General features: G+C 62.8%; 19 protein-coding genes. 5 read left to right on the forward strand and 14 right to left on the reverse strand.

Annotated features, from left to right (window positions below):
- Positions 1 to 88: 88 nt before the first annotated feature.
- Together BGRAMDRAFT_RS13500 and BGRAMDRAFT_RS13505 are read left to right on the forward strand one after the other, a co-directional pair.
- Entirely contained in the window at positions 89 to 1,357 is a 1,269-nt protein-coding gene (locus BGRAMDRAFT_RS13500) for a DUF2252 domain-containing protein (protein ID WP_006049311.1), read from the forward strand.
- A gap of 92 nt (positions 1,358 to 1,449) precedes the next feature.
- A complete protein-coding gene (locus tag BGRAMDRAFT_RS13505; protein WP_006049312.1) occupies positions 1,450 to 3,783 on the forward strand; it encodes a bifunctional diguanylate cyclase/phosphodiesterase in 2,334 nt (777 codons plus the stop codon).
- Positions 3,784 to 3,815: 32 nt separating this feature from the next.
- Here BGRAMDRAFT_RS13505 and hpaI read toward each other — a convergent pair whose 3' ends face one another.
- Genes hpaI through BGRAMDRAFT_RS13540 form a run of 7 tightly spaced genes read right to left on the reverse strand, consistent with a single transcriptional unit; the run spans position 3,816 to position 9,835 of the window.
- Positions 3,816 to 4,619, reverse strand: a complete 804-nt coding sequence (hpaI, locus tag BGRAMDRAFT_RS13510) for a 4-hydroxy-2-oxoheptanedioate aldolase (protein WP_006049313.1) — start codon at positions 4,617 to 4,619, stop codon at positions 3,816 to 3,818.
- A gap of 8 nt (positions 4,620 to 4,627) precedes the next feature.
- A complete protein-coding gene (gene hpaH / locus BGRAMDRAFT_RS13515; RefSeq protein ID WP_006049314.1) occupies positions 4,628 to 5,431 on the reverse strand; it encodes a 2-oxo-hept-4-ene-1,7-dioate hydratase in 804 nt (267 codons plus the stop codon).
- Positions 5,432 to 5,472: 41 nt separating this feature from the next.
- Positions 5,473 to 5,874: a 5-carboxymethyl-2-hydroxymuconate Delta-isomerase gene (locus tag BGRAMDRAFT_RS13520; protein ID WP_006049315.1), complete on the reverse strand. Its 402-nt coding sequence runs from the start codon at positions 5,872 to 5,874 to the stop codon at positions 5,473 to 5,475.
- A 21-nt stretch (positions 5,875 to 5,895) separates the two neighbouring features.
- Positions 5,896 to 6,759, reverse strand: a complete 864-nt coding sequence (gene hpaD, locus BGRAMDRAFT_RS13525) for a 3,4-dihydroxyphenylacetate 2,3-dioxygenase (RefSeq protein ID WP_006049316.1) — start codon at positions 6,757 to 6,759, stop codon at positions 5,896 to 5,898.
- A 60-nt stretch (positions 6,760 to 6,819) separates the two neighbouring features.
- A complete protein-coding gene (hpaE, locus tag BGRAMDRAFT_RS13530) occupies positions 6,820 to 8,277 on the reverse strand; it encodes a 5-carboxymethyl-2-hydroxymuconate semialdehyde dehydrogenase (RefSeq protein WP_006049317.1) in 1,458 nt (485 codons plus the stop codon).
- Positions 8,278 to 8,306: 29 nt separating this feature from the next.
- Complete coding sequence (locus BGRAMDRAFT_RS13535) at positions 8,307 to 9,065, reverse strand: fumarylacetoacetate hydrolase family protein (protein ID WP_006049318.1); 759 nt, start codon at positions 9,063 to 9,065, stop codon at positions 8,307 to 8,309.
- A complete protein-coding gene (locus BGRAMDRAFT_RS13540; RefSeq protein WP_006049319.1) occupies positions 9,062 to 9,835 on the reverse strand; it encodes a fumarylacetoacetate hydrolase family protein in 774 nt (257 codons plus the stop codon). Before BGRAMDRAFT_RS13540 ends, BGRAMDRAFT_RS13535 begins: the two co-directional genes overlap by 4 nt.
- 192 nt (positions 9,836 to 10,027) lie before the next feature.
- Between BGRAMDRAFT_RS13540 and hpaR the strand changes: the two genes are divergently transcribed.
- Both hpaR and BGRAMDRAFT_RS13550 read left to right on the forward strand, forming a co-directional pair.
- Entirely contained in the window at positions 10,028 to 10,435 is a 408-nt protein-coding gene (gene hpaR, locus BGRAMDRAFT_RS13545; RefSeq protein ID WP_006049320.1) for a homoprotocatechuate degradation operon regulator HpaR, read from the forward strand.
- Positions 10,432 to 11,457: a hypothetical protein gene (locus tag BGRAMDRAFT_RS13550; RefSeq protein WP_006049321.1), complete on the forward strand. Its 1,026-nt coding sequence runs from the start codon at positions 10,432 to 10,434 to the stop codon at positions 11,455 to 11,457. Before hpaR ends, BGRAMDRAFT_RS13550 begins: the two co-directional genes overlap by 4 nt.
- A gap of 27 nt (positions 11,458 to 11,484) precedes the next feature.
- Here the strand turns inward: BGRAMDRAFT_RS13550 and BGRAMDRAFT_RS13555 are convergent, their stop codons facing one another.
- Positions 11,485 to 12,894, reverse strand: a complete 1,410-nt coding sequence (locus BGRAMDRAFT_RS13555) for an MFS transporter (RefSeq protein WP_006049322.1) — start codon at positions 12,892 to 12,894, stop codon at positions 11,485 to 11,487.
- A 320-nt stretch (positions 12,895 to 13,214) separates the two neighbouring features.
- On the opposite strand from BGRAMDRAFT_RS13555, the gene BGRAMDRAFT_RS13560 reads away from it, so the two are divergent.
- Positions 13,215 to 14,738, forward strand: coding sequence for a CoA-acylating methylmalonate-semialdehyde dehydrogenase (locus BGRAMDRAFT_RS13560; protein ID WP_006049323.1), 1,524 nt, complete (start codon positions 13,215 to 13,217; stop codon positions 14,736 to 14,738).
- Between the two features lie 106 nt (positions 14,739 to 14,844).
- Here the strand turns inward: BGRAMDRAFT_RS13560 and BGRAMDRAFT_RS13565 are convergent, their stop codons facing one another.
- From BGRAMDRAFT_RS13565 to BGRAMDRAFT_RS13590, 6 genes are all read right to left on the reverse strand, one after another.
- Positions 14,845 to 16,185 carry an MFS transporter gene (locus BGRAMDRAFT_RS13565; RefSeq protein WP_006049324.1) on the reverse strand — a complete coding sequence of 447 codons (1,341 nt, stop codon included), beginning with the start codon at positions 16,183 to 16,185 and terminating at the stop codon, positions 14,845 to 14,847.
- 64 nt (positions 16,186 to 16,249) lie between these two features.
- Entirely contained in the window at positions 16,250 to 16,813 is a 564-nt protein-coding gene (locus BGRAMDRAFT_RS13570) for an isochorismatase family protein (protein ID WP_006049325.1), read from the reverse strand.
- A gap of 30 nt (positions 16,814 to 16,843) precedes the next feature.
- Positions 16,844 to 17,296: a MarR family winged helix-turn-helix transcriptional regulator gene (locus BGRAMDRAFT_RS13575; RefSeq protein ID WP_006049326.1), complete on the reverse strand. Its 453-nt coding sequence runs from the start codon at positions 17,294 to 17,296 to the stop codon at positions 16,844 to 16,846.
- A gap of 83 nt (positions 17,297 to 17,379) precedes the next feature.
- Positions 17,380 to 19,323 carry a putative bifunctional diguanylate cyclase/phosphodiesterase gene (locus BGRAMDRAFT_RS13580; RefSeq protein ID WP_006049327.1) on the reverse strand — a complete coding sequence of 648 codons (1,944 nt, stop codon included), beginning with the start codon at positions 19,321 to 19,323 and terminating at the stop codon, positions 17,380 to 17,382.
- The gene (locus BGRAMDRAFT_RS13585; RefSeq protein WP_006049328.1) at positions 19,320 to 19,850 is read right to left on the reverse strand and encodes a YfiR family protein; all 531 of its coding nucleotides are present in this window, start codon (positions 19,848 to 19,850) and stop codon (positions 19,320 to 19,322) included. Before BGRAMDRAFT_RS13585 ends, BGRAMDRAFT_RS13580 begins: the two co-directional genes overlap by 4 nt.
- A gap of 1 nt (position 19,851) precedes the next feature.
- A complete protein-coding gene (locus BGRAMDRAFT_RS13590) occupies positions 19,852 to 21,906 on the reverse strand; it encodes a TonB-dependent receptor plug domain-containing protein (protein WP_006049329.1) in 2,055 nt (684 codons plus the stop codon).
- Positions 21,907 to 22,209: the final 303 nt, after the last annotated feature.

Here is a 22,209-nt window from a genome sequence, read left to right on the forward strand (position 1 = left end):
GTGCACGCGCGCGCGACGAATGCGCGCCGCGAGCGCTGGCGACGGCGAATGTCGCCGGCTTCGCAGATTGATAAGAGCGGACCGTACGATGCCGAAGAAGCCCGTCGCAACCAGCAAGCTGGCGAAGAAATCTCCCAGCAAGCGTTCCAGGAAAATGCCTCGCGCCGACGGCCGGCAGCCGCTCCTGACCGCGCGCCGCAACGCGAGAATGGCGCGCTCGGCGCATGCGTATGTGCGCGGCAGCACGAGCCGGTTCTATGAGTGGCTCGACGGCATCGAGGGCCACGCGCTGCCCGAAGGTCCGGCGGTGTGGATTTGCGGCGATTGCCATACCGGCAACATCGGGCCGGTCGCGGATGCCTACGGGCGCGTCGAGATCCAGATGCGCGACTTCGATCAGACGGTGATCGGCAATCCCGCGCACGATCTGATCCGCCTCGGGCTCTCGCTTGCGACGGCCGCGCGCGGCTCCGATCTGCCCGGCGTGACGATCGTCCACATGATGGAAGCGCTCGCCGACGGCTACGAACGCGCCTTCGACGAAACCGCGGGTGAGGCCGACATTCACGCGGAAAAACCGGAGGCGGTACGCGTCGTGATGAAAGAGGCGATCCATCGTACGTGGCGTCATCTCGCCGAAGAGCGTATCGACGACGCCGAGCCGTATATTCCATTGGGTTCGCGTTTCTGGCCGCTCGACAAAACCGAGCGGCGCGAGATCGACAAGCTGTGCAGGACCAGGTCGATCGCCGCGCTCGCGACCGCATTGCGCGGCGCGGGCGCCGACGCGCAAGTCCAGGTGCTCGACGCCGCGTACTGGGTCAAGGGCTGCAGTTCGCTCGGACGGTTGCGCTACGCGGTGCTGCTCGACATCGACGGCGCCGCGGCCGACGGCGACGACCTATGCCTCGTCGACATCAAGGAAGCCGCGCAGGCCGCGGCGCCGCGCTGCTCGGGCGTGAGAATGCCGCGCGATCACGCCGAGCGCGTGGTGGAAGGCGCGCGGCATCTGTCGCCTTCGCTCGGCGAACGGATGAGGCCCGCGCGCCTCACGGACCGCCCCGTCGTGTTGCGCGAACTGCTGCCGCAGGACATGAAGCTGACCATCGAGCAACTGACCCGCGACGAAGCGACCAGGGCGGCTCGCTTTCTCGCGCTCGTGGTCGGCAAGGCGCACGCGCGGCAGATGGACCTCGCCGAACGCAAGGCATGGCTGGCCGAGTTGCGCAAGAACCGCTCGAAAACGCTGGATGCGCCCGGCTGGCTCTGGAAGAGCATCGTCCAACTGGTCAGCACTCACGCGGCCGGCTATCTCGAGCATTGCCGCAAATACGCAACGGGCGTCGGCGAGGGCTGAAGCGCGGTTTTTTTCACGAAGGGCTAAATATTCGTCCGATGATTGCCGATATACATCGGTAGAGTGACCGGACCCGCCTGCTAGCCCTTCCTATGCTCCTGACCTCGCCGCAGCACTCCGCCGATGCCGGCCTGCGCCAGCGCTTTCACCAGCGCTCGCTTGAACATCAGCGCCCGCTTTCGACGGTGACGATGGCGTTCACAGTCGTCGCGTTCCTCTGTCTGGTGGCGGCGCGCGGCCTCGTCGCCGGGCCCGCCGAGCCGCTCGCGTACCGGCTCGGCTGCGCGCTCGTGCTGGCTTTGCTGGTGCTGGCCATTCCGCTCGCGAAATCGACGTGGACGTTCGGCGCGATCGGCGTGGCCTTCTCGCTGACGCTCGTCGCCGGTCTCGCGCTGAACGTGGCGGGCGTGCAGCAGCCGTTGCTGTGGACCTTGCCGGCGATGGTCGTGATCCCGGTTTGCGCCGCGCCGCTGTGGCTGACGCCGACGCATTTCGTGGTCGGCAGCGCGCTTTTCTATGCGGCGGCGATCGGCTTGTTGCCGTCTGCGCCGCACACGGCCGACGTCGATGTGGTCGTGTGGATGTGGATCGCCGCGATCGGCATGCCGACCGCCGTCGTCTTTCATTTCGGCTTTTACGGGTTCCGGCGCAATCACTTTCTGCTCGAGGATCAGCTCGCGCAACTGGCCGCGACCGATCCGCTGACCGGCCTGCAAAACCGCCGTGCGTTCGTCGCGCAGGCGGAGCGGCGCCTCGCCGAACTCGCGCGCGGCGGCGAGGCCAGCGCGATTTTTCTCGACATCGACAATTTCAAGTCGCTCAACGACAGGTTCGGTCATGCGGTGGGCGACCTCGCGTTGCGCCAGGTCGCCCAGGTTCTGCTCGAGCAAACCACGCGCGGCGACAGTGTGAGCCGGATCGGCGGCGAGGAATTCGCGGTGCTGTCCTGCGATGGACTTGCCGGCGCGCTGCGCCTTGCCGAGCGGCTGCGCGGTGCGATTGCCGCGCTCGAGCGCCCGGACGGTCATCTGACCGCGAGCTTCGGCGTGGCCGAGCATCGCGGCGACGAAAACATCATGGTCCTGCTCGATCGCGCCGACGAAGCCCTGCTACGCGCGAAGCAGTCCGGCAGGAACCGCGTATGCGCCGAGCGGCCGGTGCCGGATGCGCCGCTGCAACTGCTGATCGAGGACGCTTGCGGCACAGCGGGCGCGGGCGGCTCGCGGCATAAATGGGAAGACTATTACCTGACCTCGCACTTTCAGCCGCTCTTCAGTTTGTCGCATCAGAAGCAGGTCGGTTTCGAGGCGCTGTTGCGCGGCGAGCTCGACGACGGCACCTTGCTGCCGCCCGCGGTGCTGTTCGCGCGCAAGCCCGCCAACGACGAAGGGGTGCTCGACCGCGCGAGTCATGCCGTGCATCTGGCGAACGCGCGCGCGTCGCTGCCCTCGGACGGCTGGCTTTTCCTCAACATTCTGCCGGCCACTTTCGTCGCCGAGGGCTATGCCGATGAACTCACCGGGATCGTGCGCAGAGTGGGGCTCGCGCCGGAGCAGGTGATCCTCGAGATTCTGGAGTCGCACGGCGGCAGCGTCGACGAGATGTCGCGCGCGGCGGCGTTGTACCGCGAGCACGGCTTCCTGATTGCCGTCGACGATTTCGGCGCCGGTCAATCGAACCTCGACCGGCTGCTGCGCATCCGTCCGGACATCGTCAAGCTCGACGGCGAACTGATACGCGCGACCGGGCACGGCACCGAGCAGCCGATCTTGCCGAAGCTCGTGTCGCTGCTGCATCAGGCGGGCATGCTAGTCGTGGTGGAGGGCGTGGAGACGACCGAGGAACTGATACTCGCCGTCGAATCGAATGTGGACTTCGCGCAAGGTTATCTGCTCGGGCGGCCCGCGCCGGAGATCGCGCCGCCAGGCTCGGTGCATCTGCGAATCGACGATGCTTTCGATGTCATCGCGCAAGGCCGCGCGCATCAGCATGCGTTGTTCGAGTCTGTGGTGGAGCCGTATCGCCTCGCGTTGCGCGAGGCTGCGGACGCGCTGCATGCGGGGGCCGCGATGGAGCGCGCGTTCGCTGCACTTGCGTCGTTCGAGCGTTGCGTGAGCTGCTTTGTTCTCGACGATTCGGGTCGGCAGGTCGGCCCGGAAGTGCCGGGGCCGGCGTGGAGCATGGAAGGCGCGTCGCTGCATCCGGTGGCCAATCCGCGCGATGCGCGGTGGGATCATCGGCCGTATTATCGCAATGCCGTGCTGCTGCCGGGTGTGGCGATTGCCAGTAATCCTTATCTTTCGCTCGCGAGCGGAAGACCTTGCATTGCAGTGACGCTTGCGGCGCAGTTCGCGGATGAGCGCTCGGTGATCGGGGTGGAGTTGGACTGGTCGGCGCAAGGGTTGCCCTGGCCGGCGGGGGAGTGAGGGGCGGTTAGATCGTCGCCGGCCGCTCGCTTTTAGTACCCGCCTTTCACGGCCGCCGCTGCCTGAACATTGCCCTTATACGACGCGGCCAGATCCGCCGCCGCGCGGCTCAACAACCCCGTATCCGTTCCGACCGCGACAAACGTAGCGCCTGCCGCAAGATACTCGTCGGCGATCGCGCGATCAGGCGCGAGCACGCCCGCGGCCTTGCCCGCATTCCGCACGGTTTCTATGCCGCCGCGAATCGCTTCGCGCACGCTTCTATCGCCCGGCTTGCCGAGCAGACCCATCGACGCGCTCAGATCCGAAGGACCGAAAAAAACGCCGTCGACGCCGTCGACCGCTGCAATCGCCGGCAGATTGTCCATGCCTTGCACGGTCTCCACTTGCACGATCACGCACAGTTCGTCGGCGGCGCGGTTCAGGTAATCGGGCACGCGGTTCCAGCGCGACGCGCGCGCCAATGCGCTGCCCACGCCGCGAATGCCGTGCGGCGGATAGCGCGTGGCCGCGACGGCATCGGCGGCCTGTTCGGCGGTGTCGATCATCGGCAGAAGCAAAGTCTGCGCGCCGATGTCGAGCAACTGCTTGATCAGCGCGCTGTCGCTGCGCACCGGCCGCACGACCGGATGCGATGCGTACGCGGCCACCGCCTGCAATTGCGCGAGCGTGCTGCGCACGTCGTTCGGCGCGTGTTCGTTGTCGATCAGCAGCCAGTCGAACCCGGCGGTGGCGAGCAACTCGGTCACGTAGGCATCGGCGAGCGCGGCCCACAAGCCGAATTGCGGCGTGCCTTCGCGCAGCGCGCGCTTGAATGTGTTTTGCGGCAAGGACATGTGCGCACTCAAATGAAGTTCAAACCAATTCCGCCGAGCGGACCATAGTCGACGTGAAAGGTGTCGCCCGCCTTCGCGGCGATCGGGCTCGTGAACGAGCCGCTCAGAATCACGTCGTTTGCGTTGAGCATTTCGTCGTACGGAGCAATCTTGTTCGCGAGCCACGCGACGCCCGTCGCCGGATGATTGAGCACTGCGGCCGCGAGTCCGCTTTCTTCGACGGCGCCGTTTTTATACAGCAGTGCGCCGACCCAGCGAAGATCGACATCGAGCGGACGCACCGGACGCCCGCCGAGCACGATGCCCGCATTGGCCGCGAAGTCGGAAATCGTGTCGTACACCTTGCGCGGCGCGCGCGTGTCGCGGTCGAACTGCTCGATGCGCGCGTCGATGATTTCAACGGCGGGCGTGACGTACGCAGTGGCGTCGAGTACATCGAATAGCGTGATGCCGGGGCCCTTGAGCGGCTTGCTCAACACGAACGCCAGTTCCACTTCGACGCGCGGCGCAATGAAGCGATCCGCGCGAATGTCCTGGCCGTTTTCGATAAACATGCTGTCGAGCAGCGGCGCGTAATCGGGTTCGTCGATCTGCGAAGAGCGTTGCATTGCGCGCGACGTGAGGCCGATCTTGCGTCCTTTGATTACATGGCCTTCGGCGAGCTTGAGCTTCACCCATTCGCGCTGAATCGCGTAACCGTCCTCCACCGTCATCTGCGGATACGCCGCGGAAAAGTGGCGCAATTGCGTGCGCGTCTTCTCCGCATGATCGAGTTGCGCCGCGAGATCGCGAATAGTTTGTTGGTCTAGCATGATGGTTCTCTATTGAGCCGCTATGAGTGTGTGCCGGCTCGCTACTGCGCTTTGAGCCGCGCATGCAGGTTGTTGTGTTTCCACGTGCCGGCTTCGCTGAATTCGTTGATTTCCAGCGACAACGCGAGCCCGCACGTTTCAAACTCATTGGCGAAGTGCTGCTTGATCGTTTCGAACAACGCATCGCCGGTTGCTTTCTTTATCGCGCCAGAGCGGCCTGCGGCAATCTTCAGGTTCGCGTGTAGAAACGCTGCATCCGCGCGTCCATCGGCAATGCAATAGTGCTCGCAAGGCAGCGCGCGCACGCGAATGCCGCCGATTGGATAAACGCTCTTCTCCTGGTCGCGCTGCGCGGCGAGGCTCTCAGCGAGCGTATTGCATAAGCGGCTAATACTTTCTCCATCGGCGAGATTAGCGCTGTATTCCAGTGTCAGATGCGGCACGATAACTCCTCCGTTTTCGATTCAGGCGGGCAGCGGCGTGACCGGAAAGATCGCATTGATCTGCCCGGTTCCCGAACTGCCGAAATACGGCGTAATCACTTCCACCTTGCCGTCATAGCGGTCCCAGCCTAGCGCGCCAAGCAGCATTGCCGTGTCGTGCATGCCGCCTTCGCCCCAGCATTTTTCGTTGTAGAGCGGCAGCATGTCGCAAAAGGTTTTCCAGTCACCGGCTTGCCAGAGCTCGACAACCCGGCGGTCCATCTGTTCGAGAAAGGGACTCCACACTTTGTGCATGAACTGCTCGGCGGTGCCGTTGTCGGCAAAGTGATGACTCAGCGACCCACTCGCGAGAATCGCAACCGCGCCGTCATAGCGTTCTTCGATTGCCTTGCGTACCGCGAGCCCGAAGCGCGCACTCGTTTCCAATTGATGCCACATACACCAGCCTGCGACCGACACGGTTTTGAAATGCTGATCGCTGTTCATATAGCGCATCGGCACGAGCGTGCCGTATTCGAGCTCAAGCGTGGTTTCGCTATGCGCGCGGCTTTTCACGCCGATTTCGTTCGCGGCTTCGGCGATCAGATTGCCGAGTTCCACATTGCCGGGATACGCATACGGCATGTTCTTGATGAAATGCGGCAGTTCGTTGCTCGTGTAGACGCCTTCGAATTTCGGCGCGCAATTGATGTGGTACTCGCTATTGACGAGCCAATGCACGTCGAACACGACAATCGTATCCACGCCCAATTCGCGGCAACGCCGGCCGATTTCATGATGGCCGTCGATGGCGGGCTGACGGCAACCTTTATGCGGACCGTCGAGTTCGGACAGATATAACGACGGCACGTGTGTCACTTTTGCTGCCAGCGCGAGCTTACCCATCGCGGTCTCCTCTTCTGTGCCGCGAGACCTTGCGGGCCTCGCGTGAAATTGTCCGGCGTGTCAGACGCCCCAGCGCGGAATGTGATGCGAGCCGAGCGACACGCATATGTTCTTCGGTTCGAGGAACACTTCGTAGCTCCACGTGCCGCCTTCGCGTCCCACACCTGACGCCTTCGTGCCGCCGAACGGTTGCCGCAAATCGCGCACGTTCTGGCTGTTGACGAAGCACATGCCGGCTTCGACGGCAGCCGCGACGCGATGCGCGCGTCCGCTGTTTTCGGTCCAGATATAGCTCGAGAGGCCGTACGAGATGTCGTTCGCGAGCCAAATTGCGTCGGCTTCGTCGTCGAATGGAATCAGGCACGCGACCGGGCCAAAGATCTCTTCCTGCGCGATACGCATGCGATTGTCCACATCGACGAAAACCGTGGGCATCACGAAGTTGCCTTTGCGCATGGCCTCGGGCAAATCAGGTGTATCGAGGCCGCCGCACGCCAGCGTCGCGCCTTCTTTCGGGCCGAGTTCAATATAGCTGCGCACTTTGGCCAGATGCCCCTGGCTGATCATCGGGCCAATGATCGTGCTGTCGGCAAGCGGGTCGCCTACCGTGAGGCGCTTTGCACGCTCGATAAAGCGCTCCGCAAACTTCACGTAGATCGACTTCTGCACCAGAATGCGCGAGCCCGCAGTACACCGTTCGCCGTTGTTCGAAAAGATCATGAAAATAGCGGCGTCGAGCGCGCGTTCGAAATCGGCGTCGTCGAAAATAACGAATGGCGATTTGCCGCCAAGTTCCATCGAGAACTTCTTGAGACCCGCGGTCTGCACGATCCGGTTACCTGTCGCGGTCGATCCGGTGAACGACACTGCGTGCACGTCCGGATGCGCGACGAGCGGCTCGCCGGTTTCCTTGCCGAAGCCGTGCACGACGTTCAGCACGCCGGCCGGAATGCCGGCTTCCAGCGCGAGATTGCCGAGCATCGACGCGGTCAGCGGCGACAACTCGCTCATCTTGAGCACCGCCGTATTGCCGAACGCAAGGCACGGCGCGACTTTCCACGTGGCTGTCATGAACGGCACATTCCACGGCGAAATCAGCGCGCACACACCGACTGGATGGAACAGCGTGTAATTCAGATGCGTGTCGGTCGGATAGGTATGACCGTCGACGCGCGTGCACATCTCGGCGAAATAGCTGAAGTTATCGGCCGCGCGCGGCACGAGTTGCTTGCGCGTTTGCGAAATCGTCTGGCCGGTATCGTTTGTTTCGGCTTCTGAAATATCCGGTACGTTCTTCGCGATCAATTCGCCGAGCTTGCGGATCAGCTTCGCGCGTTCGGCGGCGGGCTTGCTCGCCCATGCGGGAAAGGCTTCTTTTGCGGCTCGCACGGCGGCATGCACTTCTTCTTCGCCGCCGCGCGCCACTTCGGCGAGTACTTCCTGCGTCGCCGGGTTGACCGTTTCAAAGTAGTCTTTCGCGCCGGCTGTCTTGCCGTTGATCAGATGTTCGATTCGCATTGCGTTGTCCCTTTTCTTTATGCTGCCGATCACGCGCGGCCAAAATCCGCGTCGGATGCAATCGTGTTGACGAGGCGGCCCAGACCGTCGATCTCGCACACTACTTGGTCGCCGGCATTCACATTGACGATGCCTTCCGGTGTGCCGGTCAGAATCACGTCGCCCGGCGCGAGCGTCATGAAGCCGCTGAGGTATTCGATCAGCGCGGGAATGTCGGTCACGAGATCGCGCGTGTTGCCGCGTTGTTGCAGCGTGCCGTTGACGAACGTGCGCAATTCCAGTTGCGTGACGTCGTCGATATCGGCAGCGTCGACGAACCACGGGCCGAGTACCGTCGCGCCGTCGCGATTCTTTACGCGCAGGTTCGGGCGGTAATAGTTTTCGAGGTAGTCGCGGATCGCGTAGTCGTTGGCGATCATGTAGCCGGCCACGTGCTGCATCGCATGTTCGCGTTGTACGTTGCGCGCGGTTTGCCCGATCACCACAGCGAGTTCGCACTCGTAGTGCATGAAGGCCACATCGGCGGGGCGGCGAGTGAAGCCGCGATGACCGAGCACCGTACCCGGTCCCTTCAGGAACACCAGCGGCTCTTCCTGCTTGTTGAACTGCAATTCTTTCGCATGCTCGGCGTAGTTCAATCCGAGTGCGAAGATGGTGCCGACTTCGACAGGCGCGAGCCAGACGACCTGCTCTTCGGCGCATATACGTCCGTCCGCAAGCTGCACGCCTTTCGCGTGCGGATAGGCTTCGTGAATTGCGCCTGCATAGGCCACGCGGCCGCGCATCATGACTGTTCTCCGTCGTGTTGAGTTGCGCCGACAAACGAGACGTGAAGCGGCGGCAGCGCGCCGATTGACAGCATCGCCTCGTCGCCGCGATGCGCGACGGGCGAGCCGTGCCGCACACCTGTCGTGATGACGTCGCCTGGCGCGAGCGTCATGAAGTCGGTGACATCCGCGAGCAATTGCGCCACATTGCGCACCGACGACGCCGTGCTCGCCGTGAACACATGCGCACCGTTGAGCGCAACCGTAATGGCGAGTTCGTCGGGATTCGCAACGTGCCGCGCTGCGACGAGCGCCGGTCCGATCACGCAAAAACCGTCGCGCGCCCGGAATCGCACGGAGGGCCGATATACGCTCGCGTGCGGTACGCTGAGATCGGCCACGAGCGTGTAGCCCGCGAGATAGTCGAACGCACGCTCGGCGCTGACGCGCGTCGCAGTGCGCCCGATCACGATGCCAAGCGAAGCGCCTAACTCGACGCCCAGCTCATCGTCCGGCACGACGACTTTCGCCCGATGCCCCGCGTGCGTATTGCGCGGCTTCAGATAAAGAACCGGCGCTTTCGGCGGCGCCTTGTACGGCGCGGCATGCATCGCATCGCCGAGCGCATTGAGCGCGGCACGGTCGTTGAGCAAAGTGCCGTAGACTGCGCCGCTCACAGGCGGCCGGCACGCCATGCCGCGCGCGAGCAGCGCCGCCGCGGTTTGCGCATCGACATCGCGAGGCAACGCGTCGCCTTCCGGGTGCAACAGATAATCGGCAAGTGCAAACATGAACTGGCTATGCCTCTGAATGGAGACTCGACATAAACACTAACATGTTAGTAGTATTGCGCTTGATATGATCCGGGGTCAATAGCCAGTCGGCTGATCGCGGGTTTTCCCTTAAGTTTCGACGGCTGCTTTCATTCATCGCCCACTATGTCTTCGTCTGCTTCCACACGAGTTTTGCACCGCAACCTGCCGATGCTGCTGCTGCGCGCCAGGGAAAAAATGATGGAGCGCTTTCGTCCGTTGATCACGGCGCACGGTTTGACCGAGCAGCAATGGCGCGTGATTCGCGCGCTCAATGAGCACGGCCCGATGGAGCCGCGTCATATCTCCGACATCTGCACGATCTCGAGCCCGAGCATGGCGGGCGTACTCGCGCGCATGGAGAGCATGGAGTTGATAACGAAAGAGCGTTTCGCGGAAGATCAGCGGCGCGTGCTGGTTTCGCTCACCGATACGAGCGTCGAACTCGTGCGTGTGATCTCGAAGGAACTGGAGGCGCAATACCGCGAGTTGGAGCGCAAGGTGGGTCCGGAGATTGTCGAACGGGTCTATCGCGCCGTCGACGATCTGCTTGCCGGTCTCGAGGAAGAAGACGAATGAAGGCCATATTTCTGCATACGGGCTGGCGCAGCGGCGGCACCTGGGTGTGGTCCCGTCTTCGCGCGCTCAACGGCGCGACGGGATATTACGAGCCGCTTAGCAACGTGCTCGCCGACCTGAGTCTCGCCGACGTGTCCGCAAGCCTCCCGACGCTAACCTCGGGACATCCGCCGCTCGATGCGCCGTATTTCGACGAGTACCGGCCGTTCCTGCCGGAAAGTGTGCGCGGTGTGAGCGGATACCGGAGAACATTCGGCATCGACCGTTTCGGCGACGTGCCGGACGCCGAATTCCCCGCGCTGGCGGCGTATTTGCGCAGCCTTTGCGAGTACGGGCAAAAGCAGAGCAGTGTGCCGGTGTTCAAGTTCTGTCGTTCGTCAGGAAGATTGCCGTGGCTCAGACAGGCGTTTCCGGATGCGATGCACGTCGGCGTGCTGCGCAATCCCGCGTCGCAATTTGCATCCGGGTGGCTCCTCAACCAGCAGTGGCGCAATCCGTTTTTTGTGGCCGCGCCGTTTCGCGTACTCGGGTTGAATCGCGCGGAACCGTTGGTCAAACAGATCATCGACTTGTGCGACGTTAAACTGCCGCCCGCTGTGCCCGCTTCCGACGACGCCTATGCAATCGCGTGCGAACACTATGCACGCAGCGCGGAAGGCAATAACGCGTATCGCGCGTTTGTCGCGCTGTGGGTGCTTTGCGCGTGCCGAATGGGAGAAGGCGTCGACCTGCTCGTCGACATGGATCTTCTCGGGCAGTCGCGCGATCATGCGGCCGGTTTGCAAGCCGGCTTTGAAGCGCAAAGCGGCCTGTCACCGGACTTCAGCAGCGCGCGCGATCTCGTGGAAGAAACGCGCCGCAGCGCAGCGCGTATCGGCGGAATAGACGGCGGCGCGATGCGCGTGGTTCATTCGGCGGCGCTCAAATTCCTGAAGGCGCAAAGCGGCATCGACGCGGCGTTTATCGAACGCGTCCGCGAGAAGATGGTCCTCGCGAACGAACTCACTGCGCAGTGGCGCTGAGCCGCAATACACGATGCTGCGGGAGCACTATGAAGCAACCGCCTTTTTCGACTCAGCCAACGTTTCGGCTCTCAACTGGTCATAGCTCGTCTTGTCGAGCGGCACTGCGCCGGGTTGGCCGAGATCGCTCAATCTGACGCGGTAGTTCTCGCGCGCGCTCCACGCAGTCACCGCCGCGATGATCGTTATGCCGAAGGTGATCGCGCCGATCGTGACCGGAACGTTGTGCGATCCCGGCGGCGCGACATAAGCGAACAACGCGGGCAGCAATGCGGTAATCGTGGTGCCGATGTTCTGTCCGATCGCCATCGCGGAGACGCGCGAGCGCGTCGGAAAAAGCTCGGGATAGAAGCTCGGGAAAGTCGCGTTATAGCCCTGGTAGACCACGCCCCACATGAGGATCGACATCACCATCGCGAGCGCGACGTTATGAATGCTGATCGCGTACAAGTATCCAAATGACAGCAGCCCCGCGCCGAGCGCGCCGACGATGATCGGCAGACGCCGGCCGATCCGGTCCGACAGATTGCCCACAAATGGAATCACGAGCACGGCGACAATATTGCCGATCACGGGTATCCACAGGTACACGCTCTTCGAAAAGCCGATGCCGTACGCGGCCTGCACCGCATACGCCGCGCCGAAGATCGTCGCGACGACGGGAATCACATTCATCAGCGAGCAGCCGACCACGCGCAGCATGTCCTGCCAGTTATAGCGGAACGCTTCCGCAATCGGCGACTTCGGCACGCCGCCGCTCGCGTCTTCTTTCGCGAAAGCGGGTGTTTCTTCGACCTCGCGGCGGATGATGTAGCCGGCCACCAGCACGAGTGCGCTAAGCAGAAACGGAATGCGCCAGCCCCACGAATTGAACGAGCTTTCTTCCATGTAATAGGCGAGCGGCAGGAACACGGCGGCCGCAAGAATCTGTCCGGCCTGCACGCCTTGCAGCGTGAAGCTCGCGTAATAGCCGCGTCGTCCGAATGGCGCATGTTCGAGAATCATTGAACTCGCGCCCGAGATTTCTCCGGCCACCGCGAAGCCTTGAATCAAACGCAGCACGACGAGCAGCGTCGGCGCGAGCAGCCCGACATGGTGATAAGTAGGCAGCAGGCCGACTGCCATCGTCGAAAAGCCCATCAGGAACATGCAGAGCAGCAGCACGTTCTTGCGGCCGTGCGTGTCGCCCCAATGGCCGAGTACGAATGCGCCGATTGGCCGCGCGACGTAACCGACGCCATACGTCGCGAGCGACGCGACGATCGCGATCTTTGGATTGCCGGATGGAAAGAACAACTGCGGGAAGATGAGCGCCGCTGCCTGCGCGTAGATGAAGAAATCGTAGTACTCGAGTGCCGAGCCGATCCAGCCACTGGCCGTTGCCTTGCCAGCCTGTCCGCGATGCTTGCGGCCACTCGCCGATGCGTTCGTTGCCATGTCGCGCCTCCTCACCGAAATGCGTGACCTGTCGTGCGGTTTTGTGATTTGGCGTCCGGCTCACGAACTATGCAAGCCAGGACTTACACGGCGATGCAGCGCGTATGTACCGGGATGCTGCAACGCGTCACACGTCGGCACATCCCCTACACATTCCCGTCTATCCAATACAGTTGCTGCGCAAAAAACAATACAGTGAGGCGCGGTTCTGTTTTGCTGTATAGGGAATTACCCGCTTCACGTCGATACAGTTGGCGGGTCTCGAATCCGCCTGTCTGCCCGGTACACACCGCGGCCCATTCCCGAACGTGAGGTACGACATGAACGCAGTAAACGAGCAAGACCGGCTGTCAGTGCAGCAGATCGGTCACTACATCGGCGGCGCGCTGGCTGCGCCCGGCAGCGGCCGTTTCAAGGACGTATTCAATCCCGCGACTGGCAAGGTGACGGGCTCGGTCGCGCTTGCATCGGTCGAGGAAGTGGATGCCGCGGTCAAATCGGCCAAGGCGGCGTTTGCGGCATGGAGCGAAACCGCGCCGCTCAAGCGCGCACGCATTCTGTTCAGGTTCAAGGAACTGCTCAACAGACATCACGACGAACTCGCGATGCTCATCACGCGCGAGCACGGCAAGGTGTTCACGGACGCGCAAGGCGAAGTGGTGCGCGGCATCGAAGTCGTCGAATTCGCGTGCGGCATTCCGAACCTGTTGAAGACCGATTTCACCGATCAGATCGGCGGCGGCATCGACAACTGGAATTTGCGTCAGCCGCTCGGCGTCGTGGCCGGCATCACGCCGTTCAATTTTCCTGTGATGGTGCCGATGTGGATGTTCCCGGTCGCGCTCGCTTGCGGCAACACATTCGTGCTGAAGCCGTCCGAGCGCGATCCGTCGGCGTCGTTGCGCATTGCCGAGTTGTTGAAGGAAGCCGGCTTGCCCGATGGCGTATTCAATGTGGTGAACGGCGACAAGGTGGCCGTCGACGCATTGATCGAGCATCCCGACGTGGCGGCGCTGTCTTTTGTGGGCTCGACGCCGATTGCGGAATACATTCACGGCGAAGCATCGAAGCGCGGCAAGCGCGTGCAGGCTCTCGGCGGCGCGAAGAATCACCTCGTCGTTATGCCCGACGCCGATCTCGATCAGGCCGTGGATGCGCTCATCGGCGCGGCCTATGGCTCGGCCGGCGAGCGCTGCATGGCGATCTCGGTGGCGGTGGCGGTGGGCAATGTCGCCGACAGGCTGATCGAAAAGCTCGTGCCGCGCGTGAAGTCGCTCGTCATCAAGAACGGTGAGAACCTCGACGCCGAAATGGGCCCGCTCGTGACCGCCGAGCACAAGGCGAAAGTGGCGGGCTATATCGCATCCGGCGTGGAAGAGGGCGCTACGCTGATCGTCGATGGCCGCACGCATGCGGTCGCGAAAGAAGAGGGCTTCTTCATCGGCGGAACGTTGTTCGACAACGTCGGCACGCAAATGAAGATCTACAAGGAAGAGATCTTCGGCCCGGTGCTGGCGGTGGTACGTGTGCCCGATTTCGCGAGTGCGGTCGAACTGATCAACGCACACGAATTCGGCAACGGCGTATCGCTCTTCACGTCCGACGGCGGCGTCGCGCGCGCGTTCGGCCGGCAGATTCAGGTCGGCATGGTCGGCATCAATGTGCCCATTCCGGTGCCGATGGCATGGCATTCGTTTGGCGGCTGGAAGCGGTCGCTGTTCGGCGATCACCATGCGTACGGCGAAGAGGGCGTGCGCTTCTATACGCGCTACAAGAGCATCATGCAGCGCTGGCCCGACAGCATCGCGAAGGGCGCGGAATTCACGATGCCTGTTGCGAAGTAATTCGCGGTAGAAGCACGAAGCGCGACAAGCGCAACAAGCCTAATAACAAAGCCGCGGCTCAAACTCGAGCCGCGGCTTTTTTCATGGCCTTTTCACATTTCACACTTCACACACCCGACGACGACTCTTCTTCCGCCTCATCGAGCACCGCATTTTGCACGGCGATGGCGGGACTCACATAAGGCGGCGCCTGGCGCGGCTCGTCGATGCTGTAGCGAAGGCGCCCCGCGTCGAAAAACACGCGCAGACTGCGGTATCGGACGAGATACATGAGGCCCACCAGCGCGGCCGCGAAGCCCGACGCCGCGCCCACGCCGAGCGCCCAGCGCGGACCGAAACGATCCGCGACCCAGCCGACGACGGGCGCGCCAAGCGGCGTGCCGCCCAGCGCGATAGCGAGCAGAATCGCGATCACGCGGCCGCGCATCGCAGGTTCCGTGGAGAGTTGCACGAGGCTGTTGGTGGACGTATTGAAGGTTTGCGTCGACACGCCGATGAACGCGAGCGCAATGCCGAAGAGCACATAGTTCGGCATCAACGAAGCAACCGTGCAGCCCACGCCGAAGATCGCCGCCGCGCCCAGCAGCAACGCCATGCGCGGTTGCGCGCGGCGCGCGGCCAGCAGCGCGCCGGTGACGGAACCCACCGCCATCGTCGAACTGAGCACGCCGTATTCGCCGGCGCCTGCATGAAATGCGCTGACCGACATCGTCGAAATGAAGATCGGGAAGTTGAGTCCGAACGTGCCGATCAGGAACTGCATCAAAAGCGCGGCCTTCAGATCGGGGCGCTTCCACACATATTTGAAGCCTTCCACGAAGCTGCCGCGCGAGCGAACCGCGAGCGGCTTCGCGTGAAGTTCGCGTACGCGCAGCATGCGCAATGCGCCGAGCACGGCAATGAAAGAGAGCGAGTTGATCAGAAACACCCAACCCGTTCCGACCGATGCAATCAGCAAGCCGGCCACTGCCGGCCCGATCATTCGCGCCGCATTGAACGAGGTCGAATTGAGCGCGACCGCATTCGACAGATCGCTTTCGCCGACAAGATCCGACACGAAGGTTTGACGCGCGGGCGAATCGAACGCGGTCACGCAGCCGAGCAGTCCCGCGAAAACGTAGACCTGCCACAGTTGCACGAGGCCCGTGATGGTCAGCAGGCCGAGGCCGAGCGCGAGACTGCCCATCGCTGCCTGCGTGAAGAACAGCAGCTTGCGGCGGTCGAAGTGATCCGCCGCGTAGCCGGTGAGCGGCAACAGCAGCATTTGCGGCCCGAACTGCAGCGACATCACGATACCCACGGACGTCGCATTGTGCTGCGTGAGTTCCGTGAGCACGAGCCAGTCCTGCGCGGTGCGCTGCATCCACGTGCCGACGTTCGAGACGATCGCACCGCTCGCCCACATCCGGTAATTGAAGTTGCGCAGCGAACGGAATGTGCTGCTCACTACGGCTCCTTGCGCACAGACGCGTGACTGAGGTTGGGCTTGCGGCGCGTGATCAAGCTCATGCTCATGCGCGCGTTTGTTCCAGCATGGCGAGTACCTGCTGCGTCGTGCCGGTCTCTCCGAGCCGCGGAAAGATTCGCGTCAGGCTATTCGTGTGGGCGTCAAGATGCAGGTCGGTCATCGCGTCGACGGCAAAGGCGATGTTGAACCCCAGCTCGTGCGCGAAGCGCGCGGTGGATTCGATGCCGATGCTGGTGGAGATGCCCGCCAGCACGATCTGCGTCACACCTTGCTCGCGCAGATACGCTTCGAGGTCTGTATTCGTAAACGCCCCCCACGTCCGTTTCGTGACGAGATGATCCGACGCTTGCGGGTTCAGTTCGGGCATGAGGTCGGTGAATTCCGGCGGAAAGTTGCCGGTGGGGCGTGCCTGCTCCGCGCGCCCAGGTGCGCCGCCCGCCACGTTGACGAGCACGACGGGCAGGCCGTGACGGCGAAATGCTTCGGCCAAAGCGGCCGCGTGCGTGACGACTTGCGCGGCGGGATGAGCCGTGGGCATCGCCACGATGCCTTGCTGCAAATCGATCACGACGAGCGCGGTTTTTGCATCGAGTGTAGTCAGTGCCATACGTATTCCTCTTGCGGTGAGGTTGACGGATTACGAGTCGATCAGGCGTTTGAGCAATTCGACGCCGGTGGCAAGCTGCTTTTGCTCGGCCGCTGAAAAGCGCGTCTGGATCGTGCGAAAAAGCCAGTCTTCGCGCGCGGCGCGGCTCGCCTTGATCTTCTTGCGAAAGGCCGGCGTGAGAGTGAGCACGGTTTGCCGGCCGTCGTTCGGATCTGGCGCGCCGCTCACGAGGCCCGCGGCTTTCAGAACCGAAAGCGTCTCGCCCATGGATTGCGGGCGCATGCCGTGCGCGCGCGCGAGTTCGGTAACCGTTGCCGGGCCCTCGCGTTCGAGCAGCCCGAGTACCTGTATTTGCGAAGGCGTGAAGTCGCCGAGGTGTGCTTCTTCGCGCAGACGGCGGCGCAGCTTGCCGGTCAGCACGCGCAGGTCTTCGGCCAATACGTGAAGGGAGTCGGTGTCGAGCGGCGGATCGTTTTTGGCCATGCGTGCCGGAACAATATATGAAGGTTACCTGTGCAGGTTACCTTCATATATCGCGAGGGTCAAGCGGGCTTTGAAGCGGACCTTCAGGCGGTAGGCGCCCGTTGCGCTCGCGGCCGCAGCGGCGAGCGGCGGCCGACGCGCTTATGTTCCCCTCTGTCTTCTTCCATGCGAATGATGGCGAGCAGTTGTTCGAGCGACATCGGGTGGCCGGTCAAAAAGCCTTGAACGACATCGCAATGCGCATCGCACAGCCATTCGAGTTGCGCCGGATATTCGACGCCTTCCGCGACGACCAGCAGCCCGAAACTATGCGCCATCGAAATGATTGCGGTGACGATAGGCTGCCCGCCATTCGGCAACGGGCAGATAAAGCTGCGGTCGATCTTGATGCTGTGCACCGGAAAAGATTGCAGATACGACAGCGACGAGTAACCGGTGCCGAAATCGTCGAGCGAGAGGCGCACACCGGCCGCGCGCAGTTCCTGCATCGCCTGAATGCCCACCGACATATTGGACATCAATTGGCTTTCGGTGAGTTCGAGTTCGAGCAGCGAAGCGGGCAGGCCGCTTTTTTCGAGCGCGTCGCACACTTCGTTCGTGAAGCCCTCGGCCCGCAATTGCCGCGCCGAAATGTTCACGGCCACATGCACGCCCGCATTGCGGCCGGCGTTCCAGTTCGCCGCGTCGCGGCATGCGCGCCACAACACCCAGCGGCCGAGCGACACGATCAGATCGCTGTTCTCCGCGATCGGCACGAATTCAGCCGGCGAAATAGGTCCTTCCGAAGGATGGGTCCAACGGACCAGCGCTTCGGCACCGAGCAGCCGTCCCGACAGGCAGTCGAACTGCGGCTGATAGACGATCTGCAAGCCGTCCTGATCGACGGCCTTGCGCAGTTCCGCCTCGATGCGCGCGCGCCGCTGCGCTTCCGCTGTCATCTCGCTCTGAAACTCGACGGCAATGCTCTTGCCCCTGCTTTTCGCGGAGTAAAGCGCGATGTCGGCATTGCTCACCAGTTCCGCCATTTCGCCGGTGTCTTCCGGATAGACGCTGAAGCCCACGCTTGCCGTCACCACCGAGTCGCTGCCGTGCAGAATGAACGGACGAGACAGGTTGCGCGCGATGCGGCCCGCGGTCGCCCGTGCGCGAACGCGGCTCGCGTCCGGTCCGATGACCACGGCGAATTCGTCGCCGCCAATGCGGCTCACGAGATCGTTAGGCCGCACGACATTGCGCAACGCGTCGGCAACCTGCTTGAGCAGTTCGTCGCCCGCGCCATGACCCAGCGTGTCGTTGACGATCTTGAAGTTGTCGAGATCGACCATCATCAGCGCGACGCGTTTGTCGGCCGCGTGCGCTTTATGCAGGCGCGCTTTCAGTTCGTCGTAGAACGCGCGGCGGTTAGGCAGGTCCGTGAGCGGGTCCGTCGATGCAAGATATTCGAGGTCCTTCTCCGCGCGCGATACGCGCTCGCGCATGCGCCGCATCACGAGCGAGGCGATCCACACCGAACACAGCGAAGCGCCGACGAGAAAGCAGCCGTATTGCGCAAGCTGCATTTTTATCGCTTCGGTGGTCGCGACGATCACGATGCTGCCGAGCAGTTGACCGTTATGAATAATCGGCGCCGCGACGAAAATATCTTCGAGCGAAAGACGCGGCGAACTGCCGGCATTGGCGAGCGTGCCTTCTTCCGATTCACTGCGGCTCAGGCCGGGGCGCGTATAACGCACGAACAGTTCGCCGTCGGGCGTATAGACGGTCGCGCTTTCCACATGCGGCACCTTGCGCAGCGAGCCGAGCACTTCGGCGGTGGCGTCGCGGTCGCCGAACATCGCGGATGCAGTCAAATTTTCCGCGAGCACGGACGCCTGCATGCTGACGTCGTTGGTCAACGACGTGCGCAGCGAAAGCGCCTGATAGACCAGCAGCACGACGCTGGAAATCAGCAGCGCAATCATCACGCCGACGAGGTTGACGTGTTCGCGAGGCCATGCAAACCGGCGCAAGACCGGGAAACTTTTCATAGCACTGTCCTTGCAAGCCGCATGAGTTTCGAACTGAGCGTGATGCGGCGGCGTGAAGCCTCGGTAACGTTGATGTCGAACTTCAGGTGATCGCCTTCGCGCACGAGGCGGATCACCCATCCCTGGTCGGCCGTGTCCGCTTCGCTGACGATCACCACGGGTGCGTCCGAAGCGAGCAGCGCCTTGACTGCCGCGCTCAAAGCCGTGCTCGCCGTCAGTACCGCGAGCTGGCAATCGCCAACCTTCTCCCCGCGCGGCAACGGACGAACCCGCCACGCCTGTTTGCCGCCGTGCTTGCCGTCGAGTCGCGCAAGTGCCTGGCCGAGCGGGCTCTCCGGGTCCACGCAGATCGACAGTACGTTGTCGACAGGACGGCCCGCGGGCCAGTCCGTAAACTGCGCGAAGTTGAAGATGTAGGCGGCCTCGAGCGCCGGCAAGTCCACTTGCGCGTCGACGGAGGTCTGCACAATGACCGGCGACGCAAATATCAGGGACGCCGCAATGATCTGGATGCGAACGCGATCCATGTCAGAACCCGTAGACGGCCTTGAAGAGGAAAGTCCGGCCTTGCTGCGCAACTGTCTCCTGTGTAAAGCCGGGGCCCACTGGGTCGGCGTATCGTTTATCGGTGAGGTTATAAATGGAGAACGACAGATCGGCCCCGCGAACCAGGCGGCGCGAACTGAGCGTCAGGTTCGCAAGGCAGAAGCCGCCGGCGTCGCCGGCCGCGGCGAGACGGGACGACGTGCATTGCACTTCGAGTCCGGTCATCAACGCATTGGCGAAGAACGGCACGGCGAGATTGAGCTTGCCGAGATGCCTCGGCGAGTTTTGCAGCGAAGCGCCGGTGTTCGAGTCGTGAGCTATCTGGTAGGAATAGCTCGCGCGCACGCGCGCGCCCGCGACGCGCTGTTCATAGGCGAGTTCGGCGCCGCGCGCGCTCGCGCGGCTTACGTTGCGAAAAATGAAGAGCCCGGATGATTCATCGAGCGTCTGGCTGATCAGATCGCGCGCGTCGTACTGGAATAGCGAAAGCGTTGCGCGCGCCGTCGTGAACAGCGCTCTTTCATAGACGAGTTCGGTGGTCGCGATGTGCTCCGCCTTCAATGACCGGTTTCCCAACTGGCCATCCGGGCCGCTTATCGCGTAGTACATTTCATACGCGTTCGGCGCGCGATAGGCCTGACCGTATAGCAGCTTGAACGTATCGCGTGGAGTCAGCTTGTAGATGAGTCCGATACGCGGGCTCAGGTTGCCGCCCGCGGACGTCTGCTGGTCGTAACGCAAGCCCGCGTTCAGCGTGAAGTTCCAGGGCAGCGTGATTTCGTCTTCGACATAGACGCCGGCGCGATTGCCGCTGTGATGGTCGTCGAGCATTTGCGAGTACGGGTCGACGTTGTAGTTGTACTGGTTAAGGCGCGCGTCTCTCGCGAAGTCGGCGCCGACCACGATGCGATGTTTCGCAAGCGACGAGATGGTCGCGTGCACGTCGGCGCCGTACCACAGCGCGTGGCTTCCATCGATGTTCACCACGTACGGCGCGGGACCGTCGATCGCCGGCATCCGGTAATCGTAGCGGCCCCAGTAAAGCTGCGATGCCAGCATCACGCCATCGGACAACGCATGCTGATACGTGAGATCCGCATAGCTATGCGTATCCGACACGCTGAACGGCGCGTTGAACACGGCGCCGTATGGCGCATCGGGAATACCCTTGGTGCGATTTCCGTAGATGAAGCTGAACCGGAAATCGCCATAAGCGGCGCGCGCGAGAAAGTCCTGCGCGCGGTCGTAGTCGAGCCGGTGCGCAACGCCGTGGTTCTGATCCGGCGTGTCGAATTCCGGGTAATACAAGTCCTCTCCGTTTCGTCCATATGCGGTTGCCGACAGCAGAATGTCGGCCCCATGCGCGCCATGCCAGCCGTATGACGCACGCGCCTTCTTTTCGCCGAAGCTGCCCGCCGCGACCGCGGCTTCCGCGCCGGCCAGATCGCTGCCGCTCTTCGTGATGACGTTGATGACGCCGAACAGCGCGTTCGCGCCGTACATCGACGAACCTGGACCCGGCACGTACTCGATGCGCTTGACGAGATCCATGTCGAGCGGAAAGTCCGAGCCGATCGGCGCCTGACCGTACACGCCGTCGTTCGTGCGAATGCCGTCGATCAGCAGCAGGAACCGGCTGTTGTAATCGCCGGGGCGCTGGAAGCCGCGCGCACCGAGGTATTGGTACGAGCGATCGTTCGTGACATAGAGACCTGGCAGCGACGCGAGCGCATCGGCGAGCGTGCGCCAGCCGAACTCACGGATGTCCTCGGCGGTGAGCACGACGACCGCAGCCGGCGCGTCGGTGACGGACTGATCGAAACGCGACGCGGTGTTGACCGTGACCTGCATCAGCGCCTCCAGTGGCATCGCGGCCAGGTCGGCCGTGTCCGACACCGACGTTCCGCTCGCGGCGGGCTCGTTGTCGGCGAAAGCGGCCGGCGAACAAAGCGTCGCCAGCCCGGCGACCGAATAAACGACCAGGCGGTGCGTGAGGGAATAGCAAGCGGAATAGGAAGCGCGCGTAATGGGAGCCATGACAGCCGAATTGATCTGGAGAACGCTCCTCAAAATGGATCGTCACCTTTTTGTTATCGGCTCGCGGCGGGGAAGCTTGAATCAGAAGGCGGCTTGCGACGGGGCGCATTGCGGCGCGCGCGGTGTTCTTTCGCGCAGGCGTCGATTGTAAAAAGGGGCATGGACGAAGGCGTTTTTCTACGACTCGTTGACGCAAGAAAGCGAGGTCGCGGCGCCTGCTTGCTAAAGAGGAATAGCGCGCCCCGCATGGATTTCGGCGGGATTGGACCGGTTAATCGCGGTCCCGCGGCACGCGCTTTGCTA

The sequence above is a fragment of the Paraburkholderia graminis C4D1M genome (genome assembly GCF_000172415.1).
Lineage (GTDB): Bacteria > Pseudomonadota > Gammaproteobacteria > Burkholderiales > Burkholderiaceae > Paraburkholderia > Paraburkholderia graminis.